The sequence below is a fragment of the Halochromatium glycolicum genome (assembly GCF_016584085.1).
Classification (GTDB): Bacteria; Pseudomonadota; Gammaproteobacteria; order Chromatiales; family Chromatiaceae; genus Lamprobacter; species Lamprobacter glycolicus.
Map to the genome: position 1 here is coordinate 73,212 of NZ_NRSJ01000003.1, position 21,877 is coordinate 95,088.

A 21,877-nucleotide genomic window follows, 5' to 3' on the forward strand; every position below is an offset into this window, starting at 1 on the left:
TCGCTAGAATCGGTGGGCCCGGGGTGGGCGTGTTCTGAATTGAGCGACCAGAGGTGCGGTTTGCCGTCGTCGGGGTGCGCTCAGGTCCGGGTAGACCGCGGGAACCCTGTCAGATCGCTTGTGCTCGTTCGGGTTGTTAAGGGCCCTATCAGAATGGCCGCCTGACTCGCACAAGCGCCTGATGCAATCAGCCGCAGGGACCATTTTGTTACCGGGAAACAACGGCTGGGATCGTCTCATTCTTCGGGTGGCTGGCTGCCATGATCGTGAGGGCTTCGGACTAGCGGGGTAGACGATGGGGCATCCAGTGACAGACGCCTTACTCGAGCTGGTGCTCACCGAATGGGGGCCAGGAGCGGTGCTCTGCTGGGATGCCGATGGGACCTTGATCGGGTCTGCTTCAGGCTTTCAACGGATGCTCGGCTTGGACGAAGGCAAAGACGCCGATGTCGAGGCGATCTGGTCAATGATCCGCGAGCGCTGCACCCCGGACCCGGGGGACCTGGCCTCAGCGTTTGTCGACATCAGCGATCGTGAGGTGGCGCTCATTGATCGGGAACCGTTGGGGCCGCGGCAGTTGCGTTTGAGCCTGCGTCACCTGGCTTCACCGGGGGACCTGACGGTGCTCCTGGCGCGGGACCTGACCGAGCGACAGGGCTCCCGTGACGGGCGCGTCGAGAATGAGCTGCTCAGCGCCGAGCGTGAGCGCCAGGAGCGGGCACTCCGGGACAGCGAGCAGCGTGCCCGCGCCTTACTCGAGGCGATGCCGGACCTCATGTTCCGGCTCGATCGGCAAGGGGTCTATCTGGACTACAAGGCTGCCCGCGAAGACCTTGCGGTTCAGCATCTCGACAGTCTGATCGGTCTTCGCGTGCGGGCGCTGACCCCCGCGCCTTTCGCTGATCTGATCGAGGCGAAGATTGCCGAGACGCTTCAGACCGGCAGGCTCCAGAGATTCGAGTTCAGATTGGAGATCCCAGAACGCGGGATGCGTGACTGGGAGGCTCGGATGGTGCCCTCTGGTCTCAATGAGGTGACTGCGACGGTCCGGGATGTCACTGAACAGAAGGCCGACGCAGCCCGTCTGCATCGGCTTTCGCAGGTGGTCGAGCAGTCTTCGGATGCGATCCTGCTGACCGATGCCCGGTTTCGAATCGACTATCTCAACCCGGCCTTCGAGACCCTGTTCGGCTGGACGCTTGATGAGCTGCGCGGCAGTTTGCCCGATGTCCTGAATGCGGAGCCCGACGCCGAGACGCACCAGCAATCGATCTATTCCCGACTGAGAGCGGGGGAGCCGGTTTGTGCCGAGGTGCTCAATCGGCGCAAGGACGGCTCGCTCTTTCATTGCCGCTATTGGGCGTCGCCCTTGCATGATGATCAGGGAGCCGTCGTCGGCTACATGGGCTCGCAGCAGGATATCTCAGCGCGTGTTCAAGCACAGCAGGCGCTGTCGGCCAGCGAGACCCGCTATCGGCTGCTCGCGGAGCATTCCTCGGACCTGATCTCCAAGCACAGTTCAGACGGGACCTTTCTCTATGTCTCGCCGTCTTGTCGGACCCTGCTCGGCTATGCGCCCGAAGAGCTGGTTGGCCGATCGCCCTACGATCTCTTTCACGAGGACGATCTCGACGCGATCCGCGCCTCCCACGAGACCGTCCTGAGCAGCAAGTCCGTCGACCGGGTCGAATACCGCATGCGTCGTCACAATGGCGACTGGGTCTGGCTCGAGACCAACAGTCACCTGGTCGATGATCCAGAGGATGCGCAGGGGTACGTGATCCTGGCGCAGTCCAGAGACGTGACCGAGGCCCACCAGCTGCGCCGGGCCATGGTCCAGAGCCAGAAGATGGAGGCCATTGGCCGGCTGACTGGCGGTATCGCCCACGACTTCAACAACATTCTGGGCAGTGTCCTTGGGTTCGCGGAGCTTGCCCGGCTGCGCAATGCGGGCATCGACACCAAATTGGACGGTTATCTGGAGCAGATCGATATCGCCGGTAAGCGGGCCCGTAACCTGGTGCGCCAGCTCTTGGTCTTCAGTCGCGGTGAGAGCACTGTCGCGGCGCACCCGGTCGCCTTGGCCCCTGTTGTCAAGGAGATCTTGAAGATGCTGCGCCCGATGCTTCCGGCCAATCTGGGCGTCCGGTTCGAGGGTGATTCTGAGGCCCTGATCGTCAAGATCGCCCCTTTGCATCTGCAGCAGATGCTATTGAACCTTGTGCTGAATGCCCGGGATGCGATGCCGGGTGGCGGCGATATAGCTGTCCTATTACGAGAGACCCTGGCCGGAGGCGAGTGTGCGGTCAGTCGCGAATGCTTCAACGGCCGCTGGATCGAGCTGAGTGTGACGGATCAGGGCAAAGGGATTCCCGATGAGCACCGCGAGCTGCTGTTTCAGCCGTTCTTCACGACCAAGGGGGTTGGCGAAGGCTCGGGTATGGGGCTCGCAGTGATCGCGGGCCTGATGCGAAGCTATCGAGGACACATCCTGCTCAGCTCGAGGGTCGGCGAGGGCAGTCATTTTCGCTTGTTATTGCCCCCGGCTGAAGCGACGGCTCAATGACGTCGGGTGTTGCATCTGTCGGGCGAGCGCGGACCGGATCGGTCCGCTCGGCGTGACCGGGTTTGCTCCCTAGGCTTATCTGGTCCGCTTAGGCATGATACGGCCGGCTCTGCTCATGCACGGCCGCGACCATTGCGGCGGCATGATCCGGATTGACGTCCGGGTGGATGCCGTGGCCGAGGTTGAAGACATGGCCGGTGCCGCGCCCGTAGCTGGCCAGGACGCGGCCCACCTCGCGCTGGATGCGCTCCGGCGAGGCATAGAGGGTACAGGGGTCGAGGTTGCCCTGGAGGGCGACCTTGCCGTTGACGAGCTTGCGGGCGTCGGCGAGGTCGATGGTCCAGTCGACGCCGAGGCCGTCGCAGCCGGTCTCGGCCATCCGGTCGAGCCATTGCCCGGCGCCCTTGGCGAAGAGCACCACCGGGATGCGCTGGCCGTCGACCTCGCGGGTGAGACCCTCGACGATGCGCTCCATGTAACGCAACGAGAACTCGCGGAAGTCCGATGGGCTCAGGACGCCGGCCCAGGTATCGAACACCATCACCGCCTGCGCGCCGCGTGCGATCTGGGCGTTCAGGTAGGCGGTGACCGAATCGGCGACCTTGCCGAGGAGCTGGTGCATCAGGTTGGGCTGGTCGAACATCAGCGCCTTGCAGTAGGCGAAGTTCTTGGCGCTGCCGCCCTCGATCATGTAGGTCGCCAGGGTCCAGGGGGCGCCGGAGAACCCGATCAACGGCACGCGCCCGTCGAGCTCCTTGCGGATCAGCGCGACCGCGTCCATCACATAGCGCAACTCGTCCTCGGGGTCCGGCACCGCGATCGCCTCGATGTCCGCCGCGGTGCGGACCGGGCGGGCGAACTGCGGCCCTTCACCCTCGGCGAAGGAGAGGCCGAGGCCCATCGCGTCCGGGATGGTCAGGATGTCCGAGAACAGGATCGCAGCATCGAGTGGGAAACGGTCGAGCGGCTGGATCGTGACCTCGCAGGCGAGCTCGGGATTGCGGCAGAGATCCATGAAGCTGCCGGCCTTGGCGCGCGTTTCACGATATTCGGGCAGATAGCGGCCGGCCTGGCGCATCATCCAAACAGGGGTGTAGTCGACGGGCTCGCGCATCAGCGCGCGCAGGAAGGTGTCGTTCTTGAGCTCGGTCACAGGCAGGGTCCCGCAGCGGTGGTGGAGGGTGGATGTTTTGGCGGCGAGGATACTACGGCGGTTCGGACGCTGTCAGGGGCGCTGTACTGGCGAAGGCATGGATTGCCGACCAGGGGGCCTTGCAAGCGGGGTTGAAGCTGGCCGAGACGATTGCGTGCAGAAAACGCTGCTGCGGTTACAATCGCGCGATGCAAGATGATGTCTCGACGATTCTCGATCCCCTGAACCCGGCCCAGCGTGAGGCCGTGACCGCCGATCAGGGCAACCGCCTGGTGCTGGCCGGCGCCGGCTCGGGCAAGACCCGGGTGCTGGTGCACCGGATCGCCTGGCTGCTGCAGGTGCAGGATATCCGGCCCTGGCGCATCCTGGCGGTGACCTTCACCAACAAGGCCGCGCGCGAGATGAAGGGCCGCATCGAGGAGATGCTCGGCGAGCCGGTTGGCGGCATGTGGGTCGGCACCTTCCACGGTCTCGCGCACCGGTTCCTGCGCGCGCACTGGCAGGACGCCGGCCTGCCGCAGCAGTTCCAGATCCTCGACTCCGACGACCAGTTCCGATTGGTCAAGCGCATCCTGAAGGCGATGGAGCTCGATGAGGCGCGCTGGCCGCCGCGCCAGGCGCAAGGGTTCATCAATAGTCAGAAGGATGAAGGGCGCCGCCCCGAGCACATCGATGCCGCGGGCGATTTCTTCCAGGAGCAGATGCTGCGCGTCTATCGCGCCTATCAGGAGGCCTGCGAGAAGGCCGGCAGCGTCGATTTCGCCGAGCTGCTGCTACGCGCCCATGAGCTGCTGCGCGAGCGACCCGATATCCTGCACCACTATCGGGAGCGCTTCGCGCACATCCTGGTTGACGAGTTCCAGGACACCAATGCGATCCAGTACGCCTGGCTGCGGCTGCTGGCCGGCGAGCGCGACAATCTGTTCCTGGTCGGCGACGACGACCAGTCGATCTACGGCTGGCGCGGTGCCCGGGTCGAGAACATTCAGAGCTTCCAGCGCGACTATCCGAACACCGAGATCGTGCGCCTGGAGCAGAACTATCGCTCGACCGGCACCATCCTCGGCGCCGCGAATGCGCTGATCGCGAACAACCCGAGCCGGCTCGGAAAGAATCTTTGGACCGACGGCAGTGCCGGCGAGCCAATCCGCCGCTATGCTGCGTTCAACGAGATCGACGAGGCGCGTTTCGTGGTTGAGCGCATCCGCCGGGCGAGCCAGGACGAGGGCCGGGCGCGCAGCGAGTGCGCGATCCTCTATCGCACGACGGCCCAGTCGCGGCTGTTCGAGGAGGCGTTGATCCAGGCCAGTATCCCGTATCGGGTCTATGGCGGCCAGCGCTTCTTCGAGCGCGCCGAGATCAAGGACGCGCTCGCCTATCTGCGGCTGATCGGCAACCGCAACGATGACACCGCCTTCGAGCGCATCGTCAATCTGCCGCCGCGCGGGATCGGCCCGCGCACGGTCGATCTGCTGCGCACCCAGGCGCGCGCCGATGGGGTCTCGCTTTGGGACGCGGCCAAGACGGCGGTGAGTCGGGCGCTGCTGCCGGCGCGCGCGACCGGCGCCTTGCGCGGCTTCGTCGAGCTGATCGAAGGGCTTGCAGCGCGTGCCGACGCCGAGCAGGAGCTGCCCGACCTGGTGGCCGAGGTGCTCGAGGCGAGCGGGCTGCCGGCCCATTACGAGAAGAACAAGGACGGACGCGGGATCGAGCGGCTCGAGAACCTGGAGCAGCTGGTCGAGGCGACGCGGCGCTTCGCCGGCGAGGTGCCCGATGACGACGGCGACATCCTCGGCAGCTTCCTCGCCCATGCCGCGCTCGAGGCCGGCGAGGCGCAGGCCGACGGCTTCGAGGACAGCGTCCAACTGATGACCTTGCACAGCGCCAAGGGGCTCGAGTTCCCGCTGGTCTTCATCACCGGCGTCGAGGAGGGACTGTTCCCGCACAGCATGTCGGCGAGCGATCCGACCCGGCTCGAGGAGGAGCGGCGCCTCTGCTATGTCGGGATGACCCGTGCCAAGCAGCAGCTCTATCTGACCCATGCCGAGAGTCGGCGCCTGCACGGCCGTGAGGAATACGCGCTGCCGTCGCGCTTCCTGCGCGAGGTGCCAGCGGAGCTGATCGAAGAGGTGCGCGGCGGCGGGGTCTCACGTCCGCAGGGCGGCACCGCCGGTATGGGCTTCGGTGCCGGGGGCGGCATGGGCACTGAGGATGCCGGCGAAGGCTTCCGGCTCGGCCAGCGGGTGCGTCATCCGAAGTTCGGTGACGGCGTCGTACTGAATAGCGAGGGCGGCGGCGCCGGCGCGCGCATCCAGGTCAACTTCGAGACCGCCGGCGCCAAGTGGCTGGTCCTGACCTATGCCCGGCTCGAGCCGGTCGATTGAACGTCAACAACAAGGGGTCCGATCATGCAACGCAGAGCCTTTCTCCAGGGTGCCGGCGCCGCGACCGTGGCGTTCGGTGCCGGCGTCGGTACCGCGCAGGCGAAGCCCGATCACAAATGGAAGATGGTGACCACCTGGCCGAAGAACTTCCCGGGGCTCGGAACCGGCGCCAACAAGCTCGCGGAGCTGATCGGGCAGATGAGCGGCGGCCGGATCGAGGTCAAGGTCTATGGCGCGCGCGAGCTGGTGCCGGCGTTTGAGGTCTTCGATGCGGTCTCGCGCGGCACCGCCGAGATGGGGCATGGCTCGGCCTACTACTGGAAGGGCAAGAGCGAGGCGGCGCAGTTCTTCTCCAGCGTGCCGTTCGGGCTGACCGGTCAGGAGATGAACGGCTGGCTCTACTACGGCGGCGGCATGGAGCTGTGGCAGGAGCTCTATGCCGGATTCGGCCTGGTGCCGGCGGCGGCCGGCAATACCGGTGTGCAGATGGGCGGCTGGTTCAACAAGGAGATCAACTCGGTCGACGACCTGAAGGGCCTGAAGATGCGCATCCCGGGCCTCGGCGGCGAGGTGCTGCGGCGCGCCGGCGGCACCCCGGTGAACTTGCCCGGCGGAGAGCTGTTCACCTCGCTGCAATCCGGTGCGATCGACGCGACCGAATGGGTCGGGCCTTACAATGATCTCGCCTTCGGCCTCTACAAGGCGGCCAAGTACTATTACTACCCGGGCTGGCACGAACCGGGCACGACCCTGGAGGCGATGGTCAACAAGGAGGTCTTCGACGCCTTGCCGGACGATCTGCAGGCGATCGTGCTCAATGCCTGCAAGGTCGTGAACCAGGACATGCTGGCCGAGTACACCGCCCGAAACCCGACGGCGTTGCAGACATTGCTCGACGAGCACGAGGTCGAGCTGCGCAAGTACCCGGACGATGTGCTGGTGAAGCTGCGCGAGATCGCGAACGAGGTCGTCGCCGAGATCGCTGAGAAGGATGCGTTCTCGCGCAAGACCTATGCGTCCTATCAGAAATTCCTGACCAACTCGAAGGAGTGGAGCGCGATCTCTGACCTCGCCTACCTGAAGGCGCGCGATCAGCTTTCGGGCTGAGTCGGCTTTTGGCTGCCTGCGCCTTGTTCGTTGAATGGGCGACTCCGAGTAACCGCGTCTCCAGGACACCGCGCACGTTTGCCGCTGCGCTTTCGCTGGAGCGCAACGAGTCGATCCGTCGGTTGACCGCGGTGACGAAAGAATGCACGGGCATCGCATGGGCGGCGATGCGGATCGCCTGTCGGTGCGGCCGTTGAGCGCCGAACCTCGGCGCCGCTTCGCGTCGCCCCCGCCGCTGGCGCTCTATATCCACATGCCGTGGTGTGTGCGCAAATGTCCCTATTGCGACTTCAACTCGCATGCATTGCGCGGCGGGGATCGCCGCGTGCGCGCGGAACCAGTCCCGGAACAGGTCTATGTCGATGCGCTGCTGGTGGACCTCGACGCCGAGCTGGCACGCGCCGCTGCCCGGAGGCCGCTGGTCTCGGTCTTTATCGGTGGCGGCACGCCAAGCCTGTTCTCAGGGGCTGCGATTGCGCGCCTGCTCGACGGCGTGCGCGCTCGCGCGGAGCTGGCCGATGATGCCGAGATCACGCTCGAGGCCAATCCTGGCACCGTCGATGCCGGGCATTTTGCTGGCTATGCCGAGGCCGGCGTCAATCGCTTATCGATCGGCGTGCAGTCGTTGAACGACGATGCACTAACGCGGCTTGGACGTATCCATTCGGCCGCCGATGTGCGGCGCACGGTGATGACAGCCCGCGCGGCCGGAATCGAGAATCTCAATCTCGACCTGATGTTCGCGCTGCCAGCGCAGGATCTGCCGGCCGCGCGAGCAGACCTCGAGCAGTTGATCGCGCTCGAGCCGACGCATCTCTCCTACTACGAGCTGACCTTGGAGCCAAACACGGCCTTCTACCAGCGCCCGCCCGAGTTGCCCGATCCCGACCTCGCCGATGCGATCCAGCAGCAGGGGTTGGCGCTGCTGGAAGCGTCCGGCTTCGAGCGCTACGAGGTCTCAGCATTCGCCAAGCCCGGTCGGCGATGTCGACACAATCTGAACTACTGGCGTTTCGGCGACTATCTCGGGATCGGTGCTGGCGCCCACGGCAAGTTGACGGACCCGAGCAGCAAAATGGTCGAGCGGCGGGCGAAGATGCGCCATCCCGATGCCTATCTCGCTGCCTGCGAGTTGGCCGGGTCGTCCGCACGCGATTCATCGATCGGGCTTGCGCCTGATCCGAGCCGCAGCAAGCACCCTGTTCGAGCCTGTCGCGCGCCGGGGCGATCACCCGTCCCCGAGGAGCGCTGCAGCCTGGCGTCAGCCGATCCGACGTCCTCGTTGCGCCGGCTCTCGGATCAGGATCTGACCGAAGAGTTCGCCCTGAACGCCTTTCGGTTACTGGACGGCTTTAGCCTGGGGGAATTCGAGGGCGCGACCGGGCTGAGGGCGGACTGGCTCGAACCGGGTCTCGAAGCGGCGGCGCAGCTCGGCTTGGTGATCGGTTCTGGCATCGGCGACGACGCTGTAATCCGCCCGAGCGCGCGCGGCTTCGCGTTCCTCAATGAGCTGATCGGGTGCTTCTCGTCCTGAAGCAGGTGAAAGCCTGCGCGCTCCAGAGTCCACTGCTCGAAGTACACCGCATCTGGGGTGCATCGGTCCAGGGCGCTGTGAGTGCAGGGCGTTGGGTAGGCAAGAAGGGTGGCCCAACCGAAAAAGGCCGGGTGATTGCCCGGCCTTCTCTCAGCTGACCGCTATCGAACCGCTGCGGTCATGACACGCGGCCCCGTTTAGGCAGCGGCGCGCGTCGCCTCTTCCTGATGGCTCTCTCCCTCGATGTAGCGGCCACTGTCGCCGCGGATCTCGATCTTACGCGGCTTCATGGCCTCTGGGACCTCACGCACGAGGTCGATGTGCAGGAGCCCGTTCTCGAGCCGGGCGTCGACCACCTTCACATAGTCGGCGAGCTGGAAGCGACGCTCGAAGCTACGCGTCGCAATCCCCCGATAGAGGTAGCGGCGCGAGTCCTCTTCGTCGTCTTGCTTGCGCGAGCCCGTCACCGTGAGCAGGTTCTCCTTGGTCTCGATACCGAGATCCTGCTCTGCGAAGCCGGCGACCGCCATCGTGATGCGGTACTTGTTCTCATCCTCGACCTCGACGTTGTAGGGCGGATAGCCGCCCGCCTCGGTGCGATATGCATTCTCGAGCGAGGGCGCCATCCGATCGAAGCCGATCATCGAGCGGAACAGTGGCGAGAAGTCTAGCGTTGTCATCTGCATATCCTCCAAATGAGCAATATGGGTTGAATTGGCGTTCCGAAGAACCGCCGGTTTGGTGCAGGCGCCGTGTCCGGCCGCCTGCGTTATGTAAAGTAGTGCAGGTTGAGAGCGTTTGCAAGCCACCATGGACAATCTGTAATGTTTCCCGTTGCGCGCACCGTAGGCCACTGTTTTATAGAGATTATCTTGCCCTGCTGCTAAGGACGGGCGAAGTCGCACACAGCCACTATACTGAGGGTAGTGTGGGCGATTTTCGACCCGGAGGAGGCATGCATCACGCAATCCCCGATGCAGGCGCAAGTGCCTCACAGGCCGAGGGTTTCGGTGTTGTGTCCGGGCGCGAGGCGGCCCCCGGTCGCGACGACGATCAGGAAATGGCGCGGGCTTGCCAGGTGGTGGCGCGCTCGTTGGCTCGCTATGGGCGGCGTCCCGAGCATCTGCTCCAGCATCTGATCGCGCTCCAACAGAGCTTCTCGTTTGTGCCGGCGGCCGGGATCGACGCGCTCACCGCGGCCCTCGATGTCACCCGCGCCCAGTGCGATGCTGCAATCGACTTCTATGCGTTCCTGCACCGCTCACCGCGCGGTCAGTACGAGATCTTGCTCAGCGACAACATCACTGACCGGATGCTGGGCAATCAGCGCTTGATGCAACTGCTCTGCGATCGGCTCGGGGTCGATCTTGGCGTGCCGCGCGCCGATGGCCGCGTCAGCGTCGATTTCACCTCCTGCACGGGCATGGGCGATCAGGCGCCGGCACTGTTGGTGAACGGGTTTGCCGTGACCCGACTGGACGAAGACCGTATTCGGCAGATCGCGGCCTTGGTCGAGACGCGGGTGCCGCTACAGCATTGGCCGCAGGCGTTCTTCGCGGTCTCGAACAATGTGCACCGACCGGGGCTGCTGCTGCGCGATCTCGAGTGCCGCGATGCCGGGCTGGCGGCCTTGTTCGCCCGTGGCCCCGACGCGGTGCTGAGCGAGCTCGAGCGCTCCGGGCTGCGCGGGCGCGGCGGCGCCGGCTTCACGACCGCGCTCAAGTGGCGCTTCTGCCGCGAGACCGGCGACCCGCAGAAGGTGGTCGTCTGCAATGCCGACGAGGGCGAGCCGGGCACCTTCAAGGATCGGGTGCTGCTGACGGCCTACGCCGACCTGGTGATCGAAGGCATGACGCTCTGCGCCGCGATCGTCGGTGCGCGCGAGGGCTTCCTCTACCTGCGCGGCGAGTATCGCTATCTGGTCGAGCACCTCGAGGCGGTGCTGCAGCGCCGGCGGGAGCTCGGGCTGCTCGGAGCCGGTATCGGCGCTGGCATTGGAGCTGGCAGCGGGGCTGGCAGCGGGGCTGGCAGGGGCCTCGGCACCGACGGGGCTAGGCCGTTCGATTTCGACATCCAGATCCATCTCGGCGCCGGTGCCTACATCTGTGGTGAAGAGTCAGCCCTGATCGAGTCGCTCGAGGGCAAGCGTGGGGTGACCCGCAAGCGCCCGCCGTATCCGGTCACCGCCGGCTACCTGGAGCGGCCGACGGTCGTCAACAACGTCGAGACCTTCCTGGCGGCGGCGCGCATCGCCGAGCACGGCGGTTACTGGTTCCGCAGCGAAGGAACGGATCAATCGGCCGGCACCAAGATCCTCAGCGTCAGCGGCGATTGCGCCCGGCCGGGCGTCTACGAGTTCCCGTTCGGGACCGCGGTGCGCGACGTGCTCGCGGCCTGCGGCGCCGAGGCGGTGCAGGCGGTGCAGGTCTCCGGGGCGGCCGGCACGACCCTGAAGGCGGATGAATTCGACCGCCTGCTCGCGTTCGAGGACCTGCCGACCGCGGGCTCGTTCATGGTGTTCGGCGAGGGGCGCGATCTGCTCGAGATGGTGCGCAATTTCGCCGCCTTCTTCGCGCATGAGAGCTGCGGCTTCTGCACCCCGTGCCGCGTCGGCGGCGTGCTGCTGCGCGAGCTGGTCGAGAAGGTCGCGACCGGCCAGGCCTCGGCGCACGAGCTCGACGAGCTGCGTCATATTGGCGCGGTGATGCGCCGGGCGAGCCATTGCGGCCTGGGGCATACCGCACCGAACCCTGTCCTGCAGACGCTCGACAAATTTCCGCACATCTACCGGCAAAGGCTCAAAAGCGCTGACTACACGCCAGCCTTCGATCTGGATGCGGCGCTGGCCGAGGCCCGGCGGCTGACCGGGCGCGATGACCGGGCCGCGCATTTGAGCGCGGATGAGGCGGAGGCGCTAGGATGAAACGAGGCGCTGGGATGAAACGCGGCGCCGGGGTGACACCGATGATGCTGATTCGACAGGCTGCCCTTGCGGGGTGGTGCCTCGCGCTGAACGTGACCGTGAAGCAACGGCTGGGCGCGTTTCATGCGGGCGCGTTTCATGCGCCGGGGTGGCGCGCTGCCATGACCGTTAGGCGCGGTTTCAGATGCTGCCAGAGGCGTCCCGGTAGGCAAAGAGGGAGGCGCCAATGACCGAGCCCAACCACTTCATGCTCGATGGCGAGCCGATCCCGTTCCAACCCGGTCAGACGATCATGGACGCGGCGCTGGCGGCCGGGGTCTACATCCCGCATCTGTGTCACAACCCGGAGCTGGCGCCGCACGGTAGCTGCCGTGTCTGCGTGGTGCGGGCCAACGGCCGCGAGGTCTCGGCCTGCACCATGCCGGCGGCGGCCAACCTCGAGGTCGAGAGCGAGACCGAGGCGGTGCGTGCGCTGCGGGTCGCGATCCTGCAGATGCTGTTCGTCGAGGGCAATCATGTCTGCCCGGCCTGCGAGCGCAGCGGCGCCTGTCAGCTGCAGGCAGTTGCCTACTACTGCGGGATGTTGGAGCCGCGCTTCACCCAGTTCTTCCCGCGCCGCGCGCTCGATGCCTCGCATCCGGATGTGGTGCTGGACCGCAACCGCTGCATCCTCTGCGAGCTCTGCGTGCGCGCGAGCCGCGATCTCGATGGCAAGCGGGTGTTCGCGGTCAGCGGGCGCGGGATCGACTCGCGGCTGATCGTCGATGCGCCGACCGGGCGGTTGGGCGACAGCCGCCTCGCGGTGACCGATCGCGCCGCCCATGTCTGTCCGGTTGGCGCCCTCATGCCGCGCCAGCGGGCAGGGGACCCGGACGATCGGCGCGGGTATCGGGTGCCGATCGGCGAGCGCCTCTACGACCGCGAGCCGATCAGCCGGGTCGGTGATGTCGCGTTGCACGACCGCAGCCCTGGCGCCGGAGCGGGCAGCCACGCCGAGTCCGCGCGACAGGGTGCCGGCCGTCCCGCAGCCGGATTCCCGCCGCGGTATGGATCGGAGCCGGAGCCGGAGCCGAAGTCAAAACCGGCGCCAGTGTCGCGGCTGGAGCCGGAGCCGAAGTCAGAACCGGAGCCAGTGTCGCGGCTGGAGCCGAAGCCCAAGTCAGAACCGGAGCCAGTGCCGGGGCTGGAGCCGCAGTCGAAACCGGAGCCGAGTCCGGACGCGGCCGCGCCGAGTGCCTCGGTGCGGGAGGACCTCTGATGCCTGTGCCCGACGCCGTGCCCGCGACCGAAACCGCGCCCGAGACCGGGACCTGCCGGTCGGTCGATCCCGCAACCCGGGCGCCGAGCAAGCTGCGCGTGGCGACCACGTCGCTGGCCGGCTGCTTCGGCTGCCATATGTCGCTGCTCGATATCGACGAGCGGCTGATCGACCTGCTCGAGCTCATCGAGCTCGACCGCACGCCGCTCACCGATCTCAAGCAGCTCGGCCGCTGCGATCTGGGCCTGATCGAGGGCGGGGCCGCGAACGCCGAGAACATCGAGGTGTTGCGGGCCTTTCGTCGTCAGTGCCGGCGCTTGGTCGCCATCGGCGCCTGTGCGATCGACGGCGGCATCCCGGCGATGCGCAACGCCTTCACGCTGCGCGAATGCCTCGAGGAGGCCTTCATCGATGGCGTCGGGCTGGCCAATCGCGGTATCCCGAACGATCCGGAGCTGCCGCTGCTGTTGAGTCAGGTCCACCCGCTGCACGAGATCGTCAAGATCGACTACTTCCTGCCGGGCTGTCCACCGTCGGCCGAGGCGATCTGGACCCTGTTGACGGCCGTGCTGGAGGGGCAGCCGGTACGGCTGCCCTATCGCCAGCTCCATTATGATTGAGCGAGCCGCCGCGCGCGCGGCTCAGTGAGGTAAGCCCGATGTCCAATCCGCTCGAACGCGCCGCCCATCCGGAGCGGCTGCGGCGCGTGGTCATCGATCCGGTCACTCGCGTCGAAGGGCACGGCAAGGTCACGCTGCTGCTCGATGAGCGAGATCGGGTGCAACAGGCGCGGCTACACATCGTCGAGTTCCGCGGCTTCGAGAAGTTCATCCAGGGCCGGCCCTACTGGGAGCTGCCGGTGCTGGTGCAGCGCCTGTGCGGGATCTGCCCGGTGAGCCATCATCTAGCCGCGGCCAAGGCCTGCGATCAATTGGTCGGTGCCGATCAGCTGACCCCGACCGCCGAGAAGGTCAGGCGGCTGATGCATTACGGGCAGGTGCTGCAGTCGCACGCGCTGCACTTCTTCCACCTGTCGTCACCCGATCTGCTGTTCGGCTTCGATGATCCGGTTGCGCACCGCAACATCGTCGGGGTGATCCAGGATCACCCGGAGATCGCGCGCCAGGGTGTGCTGCTACGCAAGTACGGCCAGGAGGTGATCCGGATCACCACCGGCAAGCGCATCCATGGCTGCGGCGCCGTCCCGGGCGGGATCAACAAGTCGGTCAATGCGGCCGAGCGCGACGCGCTGCGGATCGATATCGGTCAAGTCATCGGGTGGGCGGTCGATGCGGTCGCACTGATCCAGCGCCTCTACGAGACCGACCGAGCAACCTTCGAGCAGTTCGCCGCGGTCGACGCCAATACCCTGAGCCTGGTCGCCGAGGATGGTGGCCTCGAGCTCTACGACGGCGGCTTGCGGGCCTGCGATCCGATGGGCAACAGGCTGTTCGATCATGCTGCTTGCACCGACTATAGGCGCCTGATCGAAGAGCAGATCAAGCCCTGGAGCTACATGAAATTCCCGTTTCTCAGCGCGCTCGGTCCCGAGCGCGGCTGGTACCGCGTCGGCCCGCTCGCGCGGATCAATAACTGCGACCAGATCGAGACACCCTTGGCCGAACGCGCGCGTCAGCAGTTCGTCCCGTTGGGGCAGGGCCGGCCCGTGCAGGCGGCGCTGGCAACGCATTGGGCGCGGCTGATCGAGCTGCTCTACTGCGCCGAGGCGATCGCTGCGCTGCTCGATGATCCGGATCTCAGCGGCGATGAGCGGATGACGCATGGCGAGCCGCGCTCGCTCGGGATCGGGGTCCTCGAGGCGCCCCGCGGCGCCCTGTTCCACCACTACGAGATCGACCAGGACGGTCTGGTCCGCAGGGCCAATCTGATCGTCTCGACGACCAATAACAACCAGGCGATGAACGAGTCGATTCGGGCGGTCGCGCAGCGCGAGCTCGATGGCCACACCCTGACCGAGCCGTTGCTGAACCGGATCGAGGTCGCGATCCGCGCCTATGACCCCTGCCTGTCCTGTGCGACGCATACGATCGGACAGATGCCGTTGCAGATCGAGCTGATCGGGACGGACGGCGAATACTATGATCGGCTTGCGCGTGATTCGGACGGAGGACTATGCAGGGGGATGCCAGGGACGTGACCCGTCCCAACCCGGCACCAACGCGCGCTCGCTGCCGCGCGAGCGGTGATCGGGCAGCGCCTGTGCTGGTCGTCGGGATCGGCAACCCTTCGCGCGGTGATGATGCACTCGGTCCAGTGCTCATCAGCCGCTTGCAGCAGTGGCAGGATGCAGGGCGGCTCGAAGGCGTCGAGTTGCTGAGCGACTTTCAGCTTCAGATCGAGCATGTGCTGGACCTGGTCGATCGCGAGCGTGTGATCATTGTCGATGCCGCGGCCTCGCTGGATGCACCTTATCGGCTGCTGCCGATCAAGACAGAGACGGTGGACAGCGGTTCGGCGCCTGCAGCGGTGTTGGGCTGGAGCACGCATCGACTCGCCCCGAACGCACTCCTCAGGCTGTATCGCTCTCTCCATGGCGAGCCGCCGCCGCTGGATCTGTTGGCCATCGGCGGTTGCTCATTCGAGCTCGGCGCGGCCCTCTCGGCCAAGGCGGCTGCCAATCTGGAGGTTGCGACCGAGTGGTTGCTGCTCGAGTTGCAGTGCCTGCCAACCGGCACGGCTCACCGGCCCTGAAACGGTTGTCGTTGTCTCTAGTCACTCGCCCTGGTTTCCGGACAAGCTGAACCCATCGGTGCTGACTGTTCCGACGCTTGCTGTCCGGCGATCAGGCGGAATGGCTATATCAGCACCCTTGATCCGCTGCGTCGTCTAGAGGTTGGCTCAGCGCGGCCCGGGCGCGCTTTGCGCGTTCGATGCCGCCGAGTGAGAACAGCCAGACCTGCTCGATCAGCGCGTCCAGCCGCTCGCGAACGGGCGGTCGATCCGGATGCAATCGAGAGATGATTGGCATGGCGTGGTAGTAATACAGGATCTGCCCAATCACGCTGGCCGCGCAGTCGATCGTAAGCGGGTCGTCAGCGCTTGTATTGAGCAGATTCGCGACGATCTGATAGAGCTCGCGTGCGTCGGGCTCGAGGTGCTCAGAGACGATCAGATCCAGGACCTCGGTGGGGTGTGCCATCTCGTTTAGATAGATCGTGCTCAGCTGGACCTGTCTTTCACTGTCGTTGCTGCAGCAGAAGATCTCCTCGAAGAGGGCCTGGATGTGGACGCGCAGACGCTGCTCGGCGGGCGCATCGGAAGGAAGAAAGGCGGTGCGTCGCTGGCGCAGGGTCTCGAAGAGGCGCCCATAGATGGCCTCGTAGAGTTTGCGTTTGTCGCCAAAATGGTAGTGCACAGCGGCGACGTTGGCATCGGCGCGACGGCATATCTCGCGGATCGTGGCCGCGTCGTAGCCGCGCTCGGCGAAGACCTCGAGCGCTGCCTGGAGCAGGCGCTCACGCGTGTTGGTCGAAGGTTCGTTATCCGGCAAGGCAAGGCTCCGTTACAACGTGACCGTAGTCTAAGTCTAGAACAGCGGCAGCCGACTAGGCTTCTGCTATCGAGCCCTTCGAGACCATGAAACGGCCGTGCGATGAGGGGCCTCGTACCGCCAGTTTCTGTATCCGGGAATGGGCCCTGCGTTGGTTTCGAGCCATCGCTGGAACTTAGAAGCCCTAACAGAATGCCCTCTACGGCCTAGCCAATCAGCAGCTTGTACAGGCTAGCCGGGCACTTTGATAGGGTCTCCCAGAAGGCTTGATGGAATGCGCTCTTGGGATATCGAAATCAGCGGCTTGTCCTGGCTAGGCGGGCGTCTTGGTAGGGTCTCGTGCGTTAGACTCAGGCCGGTTGCCCATCCAGCTGGGTGTATTGGGAAGGCGGCCGGCAAGGCAAGCCTGTGTTGCTACGCGTCCAGCGTTGCGATGGTGAACCAACGAGGTTGAGCCAGTTGGGGTATCAAGATTACGGAGACGCTCGCCAAACTCCGAATGACGGCGACTTCCATTCCGCATCACTGGAACCCGGGGCATCCGGCTCCAGTCAAGATCGGGCCGCAGCGGGTGCAACCCTGGGGATCTTCGGGTGGCTTGGGCAGCTGGTCTCCGGCGTTCTCGCGATCCCGTTTGATCTTGCGCTGATCGGTGCCTTCGCTGCCGCGCTGGTTCTGAATTCGCTCGCGACAGACCTGCCATCGGTCGAGGCGTTGGCCGAGGTCAAGTTCGAGGAGCCGCTGCGGATCTACACGGCCAATGGCTCGCTGATGGCGGAATTCGGGGTGCAGCGGCGCAGGGCAGTCGAATACGAGCAGGTCCCACCGTTGTTGATCGACGCCTTCGTCTCCGCTGAGGACAGCCGTTTCTTCGAGCACCGGGGCATTGACGTGATCGGGCTCGCACGAGCCGCCGTCAGCGTGGCGAGGAGCGGCGAGGCGACCCAGGGCGGAAGCACGATTACGATGCAGGTGGTGCGCAACTTCCTGTTGACCCGCGAGAAGACGATCAGGCGAAAGCTCACTGAGATCCTGTTGGCCTGGAAGCTCGAGGCAACACTGACCAAGGAGCAGATCCTCAGCCTCTACCTGAACAAGATCTTCTTCGGGCACCGCGCCTATGGCGTCGCTGCAGCGGCCGAATTCTACTATCAAAGGTCATTGGATGAACTGACCATCGCCGAGATGGCGATGCTCGCTGGCTTGCCGAAGGCGCCCTCGGCGAATAACCCGCTCGCGAATCCCGAGCGGGCGATCGAGCGGCGGGACTACATCCTTGAGCGGATGCACGCGTTCGGCTATATCGACGATACCGATTTCCTACTTGCCAGCACGGCGCCGCTGAGCGCCGAGCGTTACGCCCCGGCCATCGAGTTTCGCGCCGATTATCTGGCCGAGATGGCGCGCCGCGAGGTTATCGAGCGCTATGGCAAAGAGGATGCCTACAGCCTCGGTCTGAAGGTCTATACGACCGTCGACGAGTCATTGCAGCAGGCCGCTGACGCGGCGCTGCGCCAGGGTCTTAGGGACTACAACCGACGGCACGGCTACCACGGCCCCGAGGCGCGCATCGCCGACATAGGGGCCAAGCGCCCGGCCGAGCTCGATGAGCTGCTTGCGGCTTATCCTGATGTGCCCGGGCTGCCGGCTGGGGTCGTGATCAGCGCCGATGCCGACGAGGCCGAGGTCTACGTCGGTGGAGGCGAGACCCGCCGCCTGCGCTTGGGGCAGGTGAAGTGGGCGCGGCCATTCAAGACCGAGAACTGGCGCGGCGCGGCGCCTAAGCGGGTGACCGATGCGGTGGCGGTCGGCGATCTGATTCGGCTCCGGCAGGATGACGAGCAATGGGTGCTGGCGCAGGTGCCGAAGGTTGGCGGGGCGCTGGTCGCGCTGGCGCCCGCGGATGGTGCGATCCGCGCGCTCTCCGGCGGCTATGCCTTCAGGTGGAGCAAGTTCAATCGGGCCACCGATACCAAGCGTCAGCCAGGCTCGACCTTCAAGCCTTTCGTTTATGCGGCGGCGCTCGGCAAGGGCTATACCCCAGCGAGCCTGGTCAAGGATGAGCGTTTCGAGATGCCATCGCGCAACGGCGTCTGGCGACCGAAGAACGCCGATGGCAAGTTCATGGGGCCGATCCGCATTCGGGTGGCATTGAGCAAGTCACGTAACCTGGCGGCGGTGAATCTGATGGACCGCATGAGTGTCGATCATGCCCGTGCGTTCATCCAGAGCTTCGGTTTCGCGCCCGAGAGCATGCCGCCGGATATGTCGATGGCGCTCGGCTCCGGTGCCGTCTCGCCGCTCGAGCTGGCGCGCGGCTTCGCGAGCTTCGCCAACGGCGGCTACCGGATCGAGCCCTATCTGATCGCGCGCATCGAGGATGTCCATGGTAATCCCCTGTTCGAGGCGCAGCCGCTGCGGGCTTGCATGGACTGTTGGATCGAATCCGACACAGACGATGCCGTGGTGTTGCCCGACGGCGCCTCGGATGATCCGCGCGCGCCGCTCGCGATCGATCCCCGCATTGCCTACAACATGGACTCGATGCTCAAGGATGTGATTCGAGAGGGGACTGCGACGCGCGCACGGCGACTCGAGCGCCCTGATATTGCCGGTAAGACGGGGACGACGAACGAGTCCCGCGATTCCTGGTTTGCCGGCTACCAGCCCGAGCTCGTCGCCGTCGCCTGGGTGGGGCGTGATGATAATACGCCGCTCGGGCGCGGCGAGTGGGGCGGCACGGCAGCGCTCGGCATCTGGATCGATTTCATGGAGGAGGCTCTCCAGGGGGTTCCGGTTGCGCAGATCAAGCGGCCGGAAGGGATGGTGCCGGTCAGGATCAGCCTGCGCAGCGGACAGAAGACGAGCTCGGAGCGCAATAGCCGAATCGAATACATCCGCGACGAGTATCAGTTGATGACGCTGGGGCCGGACCCGGTGGAGTACTCAGCGCCTGTTGCCCGCAGGAGGACCGCACCGCGGATGCTCGATGAGCTGTTCTGACGCAAGCGATGCCTGTTGAATTGATTCGCGGACAGCCCTTGAACCTAGAAACCGCGGTTAGACGGCCGCCAGGGTGCGCTTCATGAAGCGCCAGAAGTAGCGCCACTGCAAAGGGTTGCATGCTGGGCTAAGCGGTCAACTGCGGTTTCGAGGTTTGTTGATGGGGCAGCGCAGACGATGACCCGCCCGCGCTCAAAGCACTCGCTCGTGATTGAGAAGGGCTAGCTCGCGCAATGCGATGACCGCCCGCGCTCAAGGCACTCGCGCTGTGAAGACCACCGAGCGCTGGGTGCTGCGCAAGGTGCCGCGGCAGGCGGCCGGGATCACGAATGTGGCGCCGTGCTCGAGCCCAAGCGGCACCCCTGAACCCGTATCCAACGTGACCTGGCCGTCGATGACCAGGCCCAGCCGCAGACGCGGTGGTCCCTGGCCTATGGTTCGCTCCTCACCGGCGCTCAGGGTATGGCGTTCGAGCAAGAATTCAGGTGCTGGTGTGAGATAGCTGTCGGCGCCGTTCCCCGGTTGTGGCTGCGGCTGCAGCACTGCGCCTGGCCCAGGTCTTATCTGCAGGGTTTCGAGCAGCGAGGGGACGTCGATGTGCTTGCGTGTGAGTCCGCCTCTGAGCACGTTGTTGGAGTTCGCCATCAGCTCGATGCCGGCGCCTCGCAGATAGGCATGAAGCTCGCCGGCCGGCAAGAAGATGGCCTCGCCTGGATGGAGACTGACCAGGTTCAGCAATAGGATCGAGAACAGACCGCGATCGCAGTGTCGGCCGTTGGAAAAGAGACGGTCCGCCTCGAGCAGCCAATCGCGACGGTCTCCAGGATCGAATGCTTGTCCTTCCCGCTCGCGCCGATAGCGTTCAATGAGCGGTCTGAGCTGTGTATCGACGGCGGCCTGGTCGAGCTCCATCATCCGATGGTAGAGCTCGAACAGCCCGGCTCGGGTCGGTCTGAACGGCGCGGCAAGCGCGCTCAGCTCGGGGGCGGCGCTGAGCTCGGCCTGGATTGTCTCGAGGGGGCGGAAGCCGCGCAGTGCGTAGAAATCGGTGAGCGCGACGAGCAGCTCTGGCTTATGGTTGCGGTCGCGATAGCTGCGGCGGGCGTCGGTGAGGGCGAGCCCGATCGCATCCTCGCGCTGATAGCCGTCGCGGGCCTGCTCGCGGGTCGGATGGGCCTGGATCGAAAGCGGATGTCGGGCTGCAAGCACCTTGAGCAAGAATGGCAGCTCTGTGCCGAAGCGTCGCCGGGTCTCTTCGCCGAGCATTGTCTCCGGGGCTGCGCTGATCAGCTCCGCGAGCGAGAGGCGCCAGCCGCCGAGCTGCAAGGTGGCCAAGAGGTCCGGATGGGCGCCGATCCAGAGCTCGGCAAAGGGCAGCCCGCGTGGGTTTGGCGCATCGATCAGCGCCGGGATGAATCCCGGGTCGCCCCAGCCATAGTGCTGCACGCCGCATTGCAGCGGCAGTGCCGTCGGTGTCTTCTGGAATGCAGCGACCGCCGTGGCGAGATCATCACCGGTTGGCGTGGCGAGTGCAAACGCCAACGGTCCGGCCGGGCTGTCCATCAGTCATCGACCGAGTCGCCGGTGATCGGAACGAACCGCACGGGGAGCACTTTGCGGCGTTTGAGCGTTCCGTCCTGCTGCTTGGTCAGCACAACCAGTTCTTGACTTTGTCCGGTCGGCCCGAGCGGCATGACCAGCCGGCCGCCGACCTTGAGCTGCTCGGCGAGCGGCGCCGGGATCTCGGGGCCTGCAGCGGTGACGATGACCGCATCGAACGGGGCGGCCTCGGGCCAGCCTCGATAGCCGTCGCCGGCACGGATGTGGACATTGTCGTAACCAAGGCTCTTGAGGAGCTCCGCCGAGCGTTCGGCGAGCTCGGGGACGATCTCGACCGAGTAGACCTCGGCGCCCATCTCGCCGAGCACAGCGGCCTGATAGCCGGAGCCGGTGCCGAGCTCATAGACCCGACCGCCGTCTGACGGTAGATTGAGCAGGTGGCTCATCACTGCAACGATGTAGGGCTGCGAGATGGTCTGCCCGCCCCCGATCGGTAATGGGGCGTTACGATAGGCGACTGAGCGCATCGCGGGGGGCACGAAACGCTCGCGCGGCACGCTTCCGATGGCGGAGAGCACGCGCGGATCGAGTTGGTCGAAGCCGAGGTAGGCACTCGTTGCGCGGACCTCACGCTCGACCTCGGCAACGAGGCGCTGGCGAGCGAGCGCGCTCTGGCTGTCGCCGGGTGGCCGATTCGGGTTCATTGCCATGGCATCGCCGGCACCTAGGCTCAGGATGACGAGAACCGTCATCAGGATCGGCTGAATCGCTGAAAGAAGCTGGAACGCGACTCGATTGTAATCTCGCATAGCGACAGACCTCCAGGGCCGAGCTTGCCTGCGCACCGCTTTCTTTCAGGGCGCCTCTCTTTCGCGAAG

At 65.5% G+C, this 21,877-nt stretch carries 15 protein-coding genes; 10 read left to right on the forward strand and 5 right to left on the reverse strand.

The window, feature by feature from the left end; genetic code table 11:
- The first annotated feature begins 307 nt into the window (after window positions 1-307).
- The gene (locus CKO40_RS02625) at window positions 308-2,566 is read left to right on the forward strand and encodes a PAS domain S-box protein (protein WP_200344477.1); all 2,259 of its coding nucleotides are present in this window, start codon (window positions 308-310) and stop codon (window positions 2,564-2,566) included.
- 88 nt (window positions 2,567-2,654) lie between these two features.
- Here the strand turns inward: CKO40_RS02625 and hemE are convergent, their stop codons facing one another.
- Window positions 2,655-3,719: a uroporphyrinogen decarboxylase gene (hemE, locus tag CKO40_RS02630; protein WP_200344478.1), complete on the reverse strand. Its 1,065-nt coding sequence runs from the start codon at window positions 3,717-3,719 to the stop codon at window positions 2,655-2,657.
- Between the two features lie 188 nt (window positions 3,720-3,907).
- On the opposite strand from hemE, the gene uvrD reads away from it, so the two are divergent.
- The 3 genes from uvrD (at window position 3,908) to hemW (ending at window position 8,744) form a co-directional block, all read left to right on the forward strand.
- A complete protein-coding gene (gene uvrD / locus CKO40_RS02635; RefSeq protein WP_200344479.1) occupies window positions 3,908-6,103 on the forward strand; it encodes a DNA helicase II in 2,196 nt (731 codons plus the stop codon).
- Between the two features lie 24 nt (window positions 6,104-6,127).
- Window positions 6,128-7,210: a TRAP transporter substrate-binding protein gene (locus CKO40_RS02640; protein WP_200344480.1), complete on the forward strand. Its 1,083-nt coding sequence runs from the start codon at window positions 6,128-6,130 to the stop codon at window positions 7,208-7,210.
- Between the two features lie 142 nt (window positions 7,211-7,352).
- Window positions 7,353-8,744, forward strand: a complete 1,392-nt coding sequence (gene hemW / locus CKO40_RS02645; protein WP_276570767.1) for a radical SAM family heme chaperone HemW — start codon at window positions 7,353-7,355, stop codon at window positions 8,742-8,744.
- A 197-nt stretch (window positions 8,745-8,941) separates the two neighbouring features.
- Here hemW and CKO40_RS02650 read toward each other — a convergent pair whose 3' ends face one another.
- The gene (locus tag CKO40_RS02650) at window positions 8,942-9,424 is read right to left on the reverse strand and encodes an Hsp20 family protein (protein ID WP_200344481.1); all 483 of its coding nucleotides are present in this window, start codon (window positions 9,422-9,424) and stop codon (window positions 8,942-8,944) included.
- Between the two features lie 275 nt (window positions 9,425-9,699).
- On the opposite strand from CKO40_RS02650, the gene CKO40_RS02655 reads away from it, so the two are divergent.
- From CKO40_RS02655 to CKO40_RS02675, 5 genes are all read left to right on the forward strand, one after another.
- Window positions 9,700-11,667, forward strand: coding sequence for an NADH-ubiquinone oxidoreductase-F iron-sulfur binding region domain-containing protein (locus tag CKO40_RS02655; RefSeq protein ID WP_242476746.1), 1,968 nt, complete (start codon window positions 9,700-9,702; stop codon window positions 11,665-11,667).
- Between the two features lie 226 nt (window positions 11,668-11,893).
- Window positions 11,894-12,925, forward strand: a complete 1,032-nt coding sequence (locus CKO40_RS02660) for a 2Fe-2S iron-sulfur cluster-binding protein (RefSeq protein WP_200344482.1) — start codon at window positions 11,894-11,896, stop codon at window positions 12,923-12,925.
- Window positions 12,925-13,545, forward strand: a complete 621-nt coding sequence (locus tag CKO40_RS02665) for an NADH-quinone oxidoreductase subunit B family protein (protein WP_200344483.1) — start codon at window positions 12,925-12,927, stop codon at window positions 13,543-13,545. The genes CKO40_RS02660 and CKO40_RS02665 overlap by 1 nt, the downstream gene beginning before the upstream one ends.
- A 38-nt stretch (window positions 13,546-13,583) precedes the next feature.
- Window positions 13,584-15,083, forward strand: coding sequence for a Ni/Fe hydrogenase subunit alpha (locus tag CKO40_RS02670; protein ID WP_200344485.1), 1,500 nt, complete (start codon window positions 13,584-13,586; stop codon window positions 15,081-15,083).
- The gene (locus tag CKO40_RS02675) at window positions 15,080-15,637 is read left to right on the forward strand and encodes a hydrogenase maturation protease (RefSeq protein WP_200344487.1); all 558 of its coding nucleotides are present in this window, start codon (window positions 15,080-15,082) and stop codon (window positions 15,635-15,637) included. The genes CKO40_RS02670 and CKO40_RS02675 overlap by 4 nt, the downstream gene beginning before the upstream one ends.
- 109 nt (window positions 15,638-15,746) lie before the next feature.
- Here the strand turns inward: CKO40_RS02675 and CKO40_RS02680 are convergent, their stop codons facing one another.
- Window positions 15,747-16,436 (reverse strand): TetR/AcrR family transcriptional regulator, encoded by a 690-nt coding sequence (locus CKO40_RS02680; protein ID WP_200344489.1) that lies wholly within the window; start codon window positions 16,434-16,436, stop codon window positions 15,747-15,749.
- Window positions 16,437-16,895: 459 nt separating this feature from the next.
- Between CKO40_RS02680 and CKO40_RS02685 the strand changes: the two genes are divergently transcribed.
- Entirely contained in the window at window positions 16,896-19,439 is a 2,544-nt protein-coding gene (locus tag CKO40_RS02685; protein WP_242476748.1) for a penicillin-binding protein 1A, read from the forward strand.
- A gap of 252 nt (window positions 19,440-19,691) precedes the next feature.
- Here the strand turns inward: CKO40_RS02685 and manA are convergent, their stop codons facing one another.
- Window positions 19,692-21,002 carry a mannose-6-phosphate isomerase, class I gene (gene manA, locus CKO40_RS02690; protein WP_200344490.1) on the reverse strand — a complete coding sequence of 437 codons (1,311 nt, stop codon included), beginning with the start codon at window positions 21,000-21,002 and terminating at the stop codon, window positions 19,692-19,694.
- Complete coding sequence (locus tag CKO40_RS02695) at window positions 21,002-21,808, reverse strand: protein-L-isoaspartate(D-aspartate) O-methyltransferase (RefSeq protein WP_338074101.1); 807 nt, start codon at window positions 21,806-21,808, stop codon at window positions 21,002-21,004. The genes manA and CKO40_RS02695 overlap by 1 nt, the downstream gene beginning before the upstream one ends.
- Window positions 21,809-21,877: the final 69 nt, after the last annotated feature.

Excerpts from the sequence above, each read along its gene's own strand:
- uvrD (WP_200344479.1), top strand. The coding sequence starts at position 3,908 with ATGCAAGATGATGTCTCGACGATTCTCGATCCCCTGAACCCGGCCCAG.
- CKO40_RS02640 (WP_200344480.1), top strand. The coding sequence starts at position 6,128 with ATGCAACGCAGAGCCTTTCTCCAGGGTGCCGGCGCCGCGACCGTGGCG.
- hemW (WP_276570767.1), top strand. The coding sequence starts at position 7,353 with ATGCACGGGCATCGCATGGGCGGCGATGCGGATCGCCTGTCGGTGCGG.
- CKO40_RS02650 (WP_200344481.1), bottom strand. The coding sequence starts at position 9,424 with ATGACAACGCTAGACTTCTCGCCACTGTTCCGCTCGATGATCGGCTTC.
- CKO40_RS02655 (WP_242476746.1), top strand. The coding sequence starts at position 9,700 with ATGCATCACGCAATCCCCGATGCAGGCGCAAGTGCCTCACAGGCCGAG.
- CKO40_RS02660 (WP_200344482.1), top strand. The coding sequence starts at position 11,894 with ATGACCGAGCCCAACCACTTCATGCTCGATGGCGAGCCGATCCCGTTC.
- CKO40_RS02665 (WP_200344483.1), top strand. The coding sequence starts at position 12,925 with ATGCCTGTGCCCGACGCCGTGCCCGCGACCGAAACCGCGCCCGAGACC.
- CKO40_RS02670 (WP_200344485.1), top strand. The coding sequence starts at position 13,584 with ATGTCCAATCCGCTCGAACGCGCCGCCCATCCGGAGCGGCTGCGGCGC.
- manA (WP_200344490.1), bottom strand. The coding sequence starts at position 21,002 with ATGGACAGCCCGGCCGGACCGTTGGCGTTTGCACTCGCCACGCCAACC.
- CKO40_RS02695 (WP_338074101.1), bottom strand. The coding sequence starts at position 21,808 with ATGCGAGATTACAATCGAGTCGCGTTCCAGCTTCTTTCAGCGATTCAG.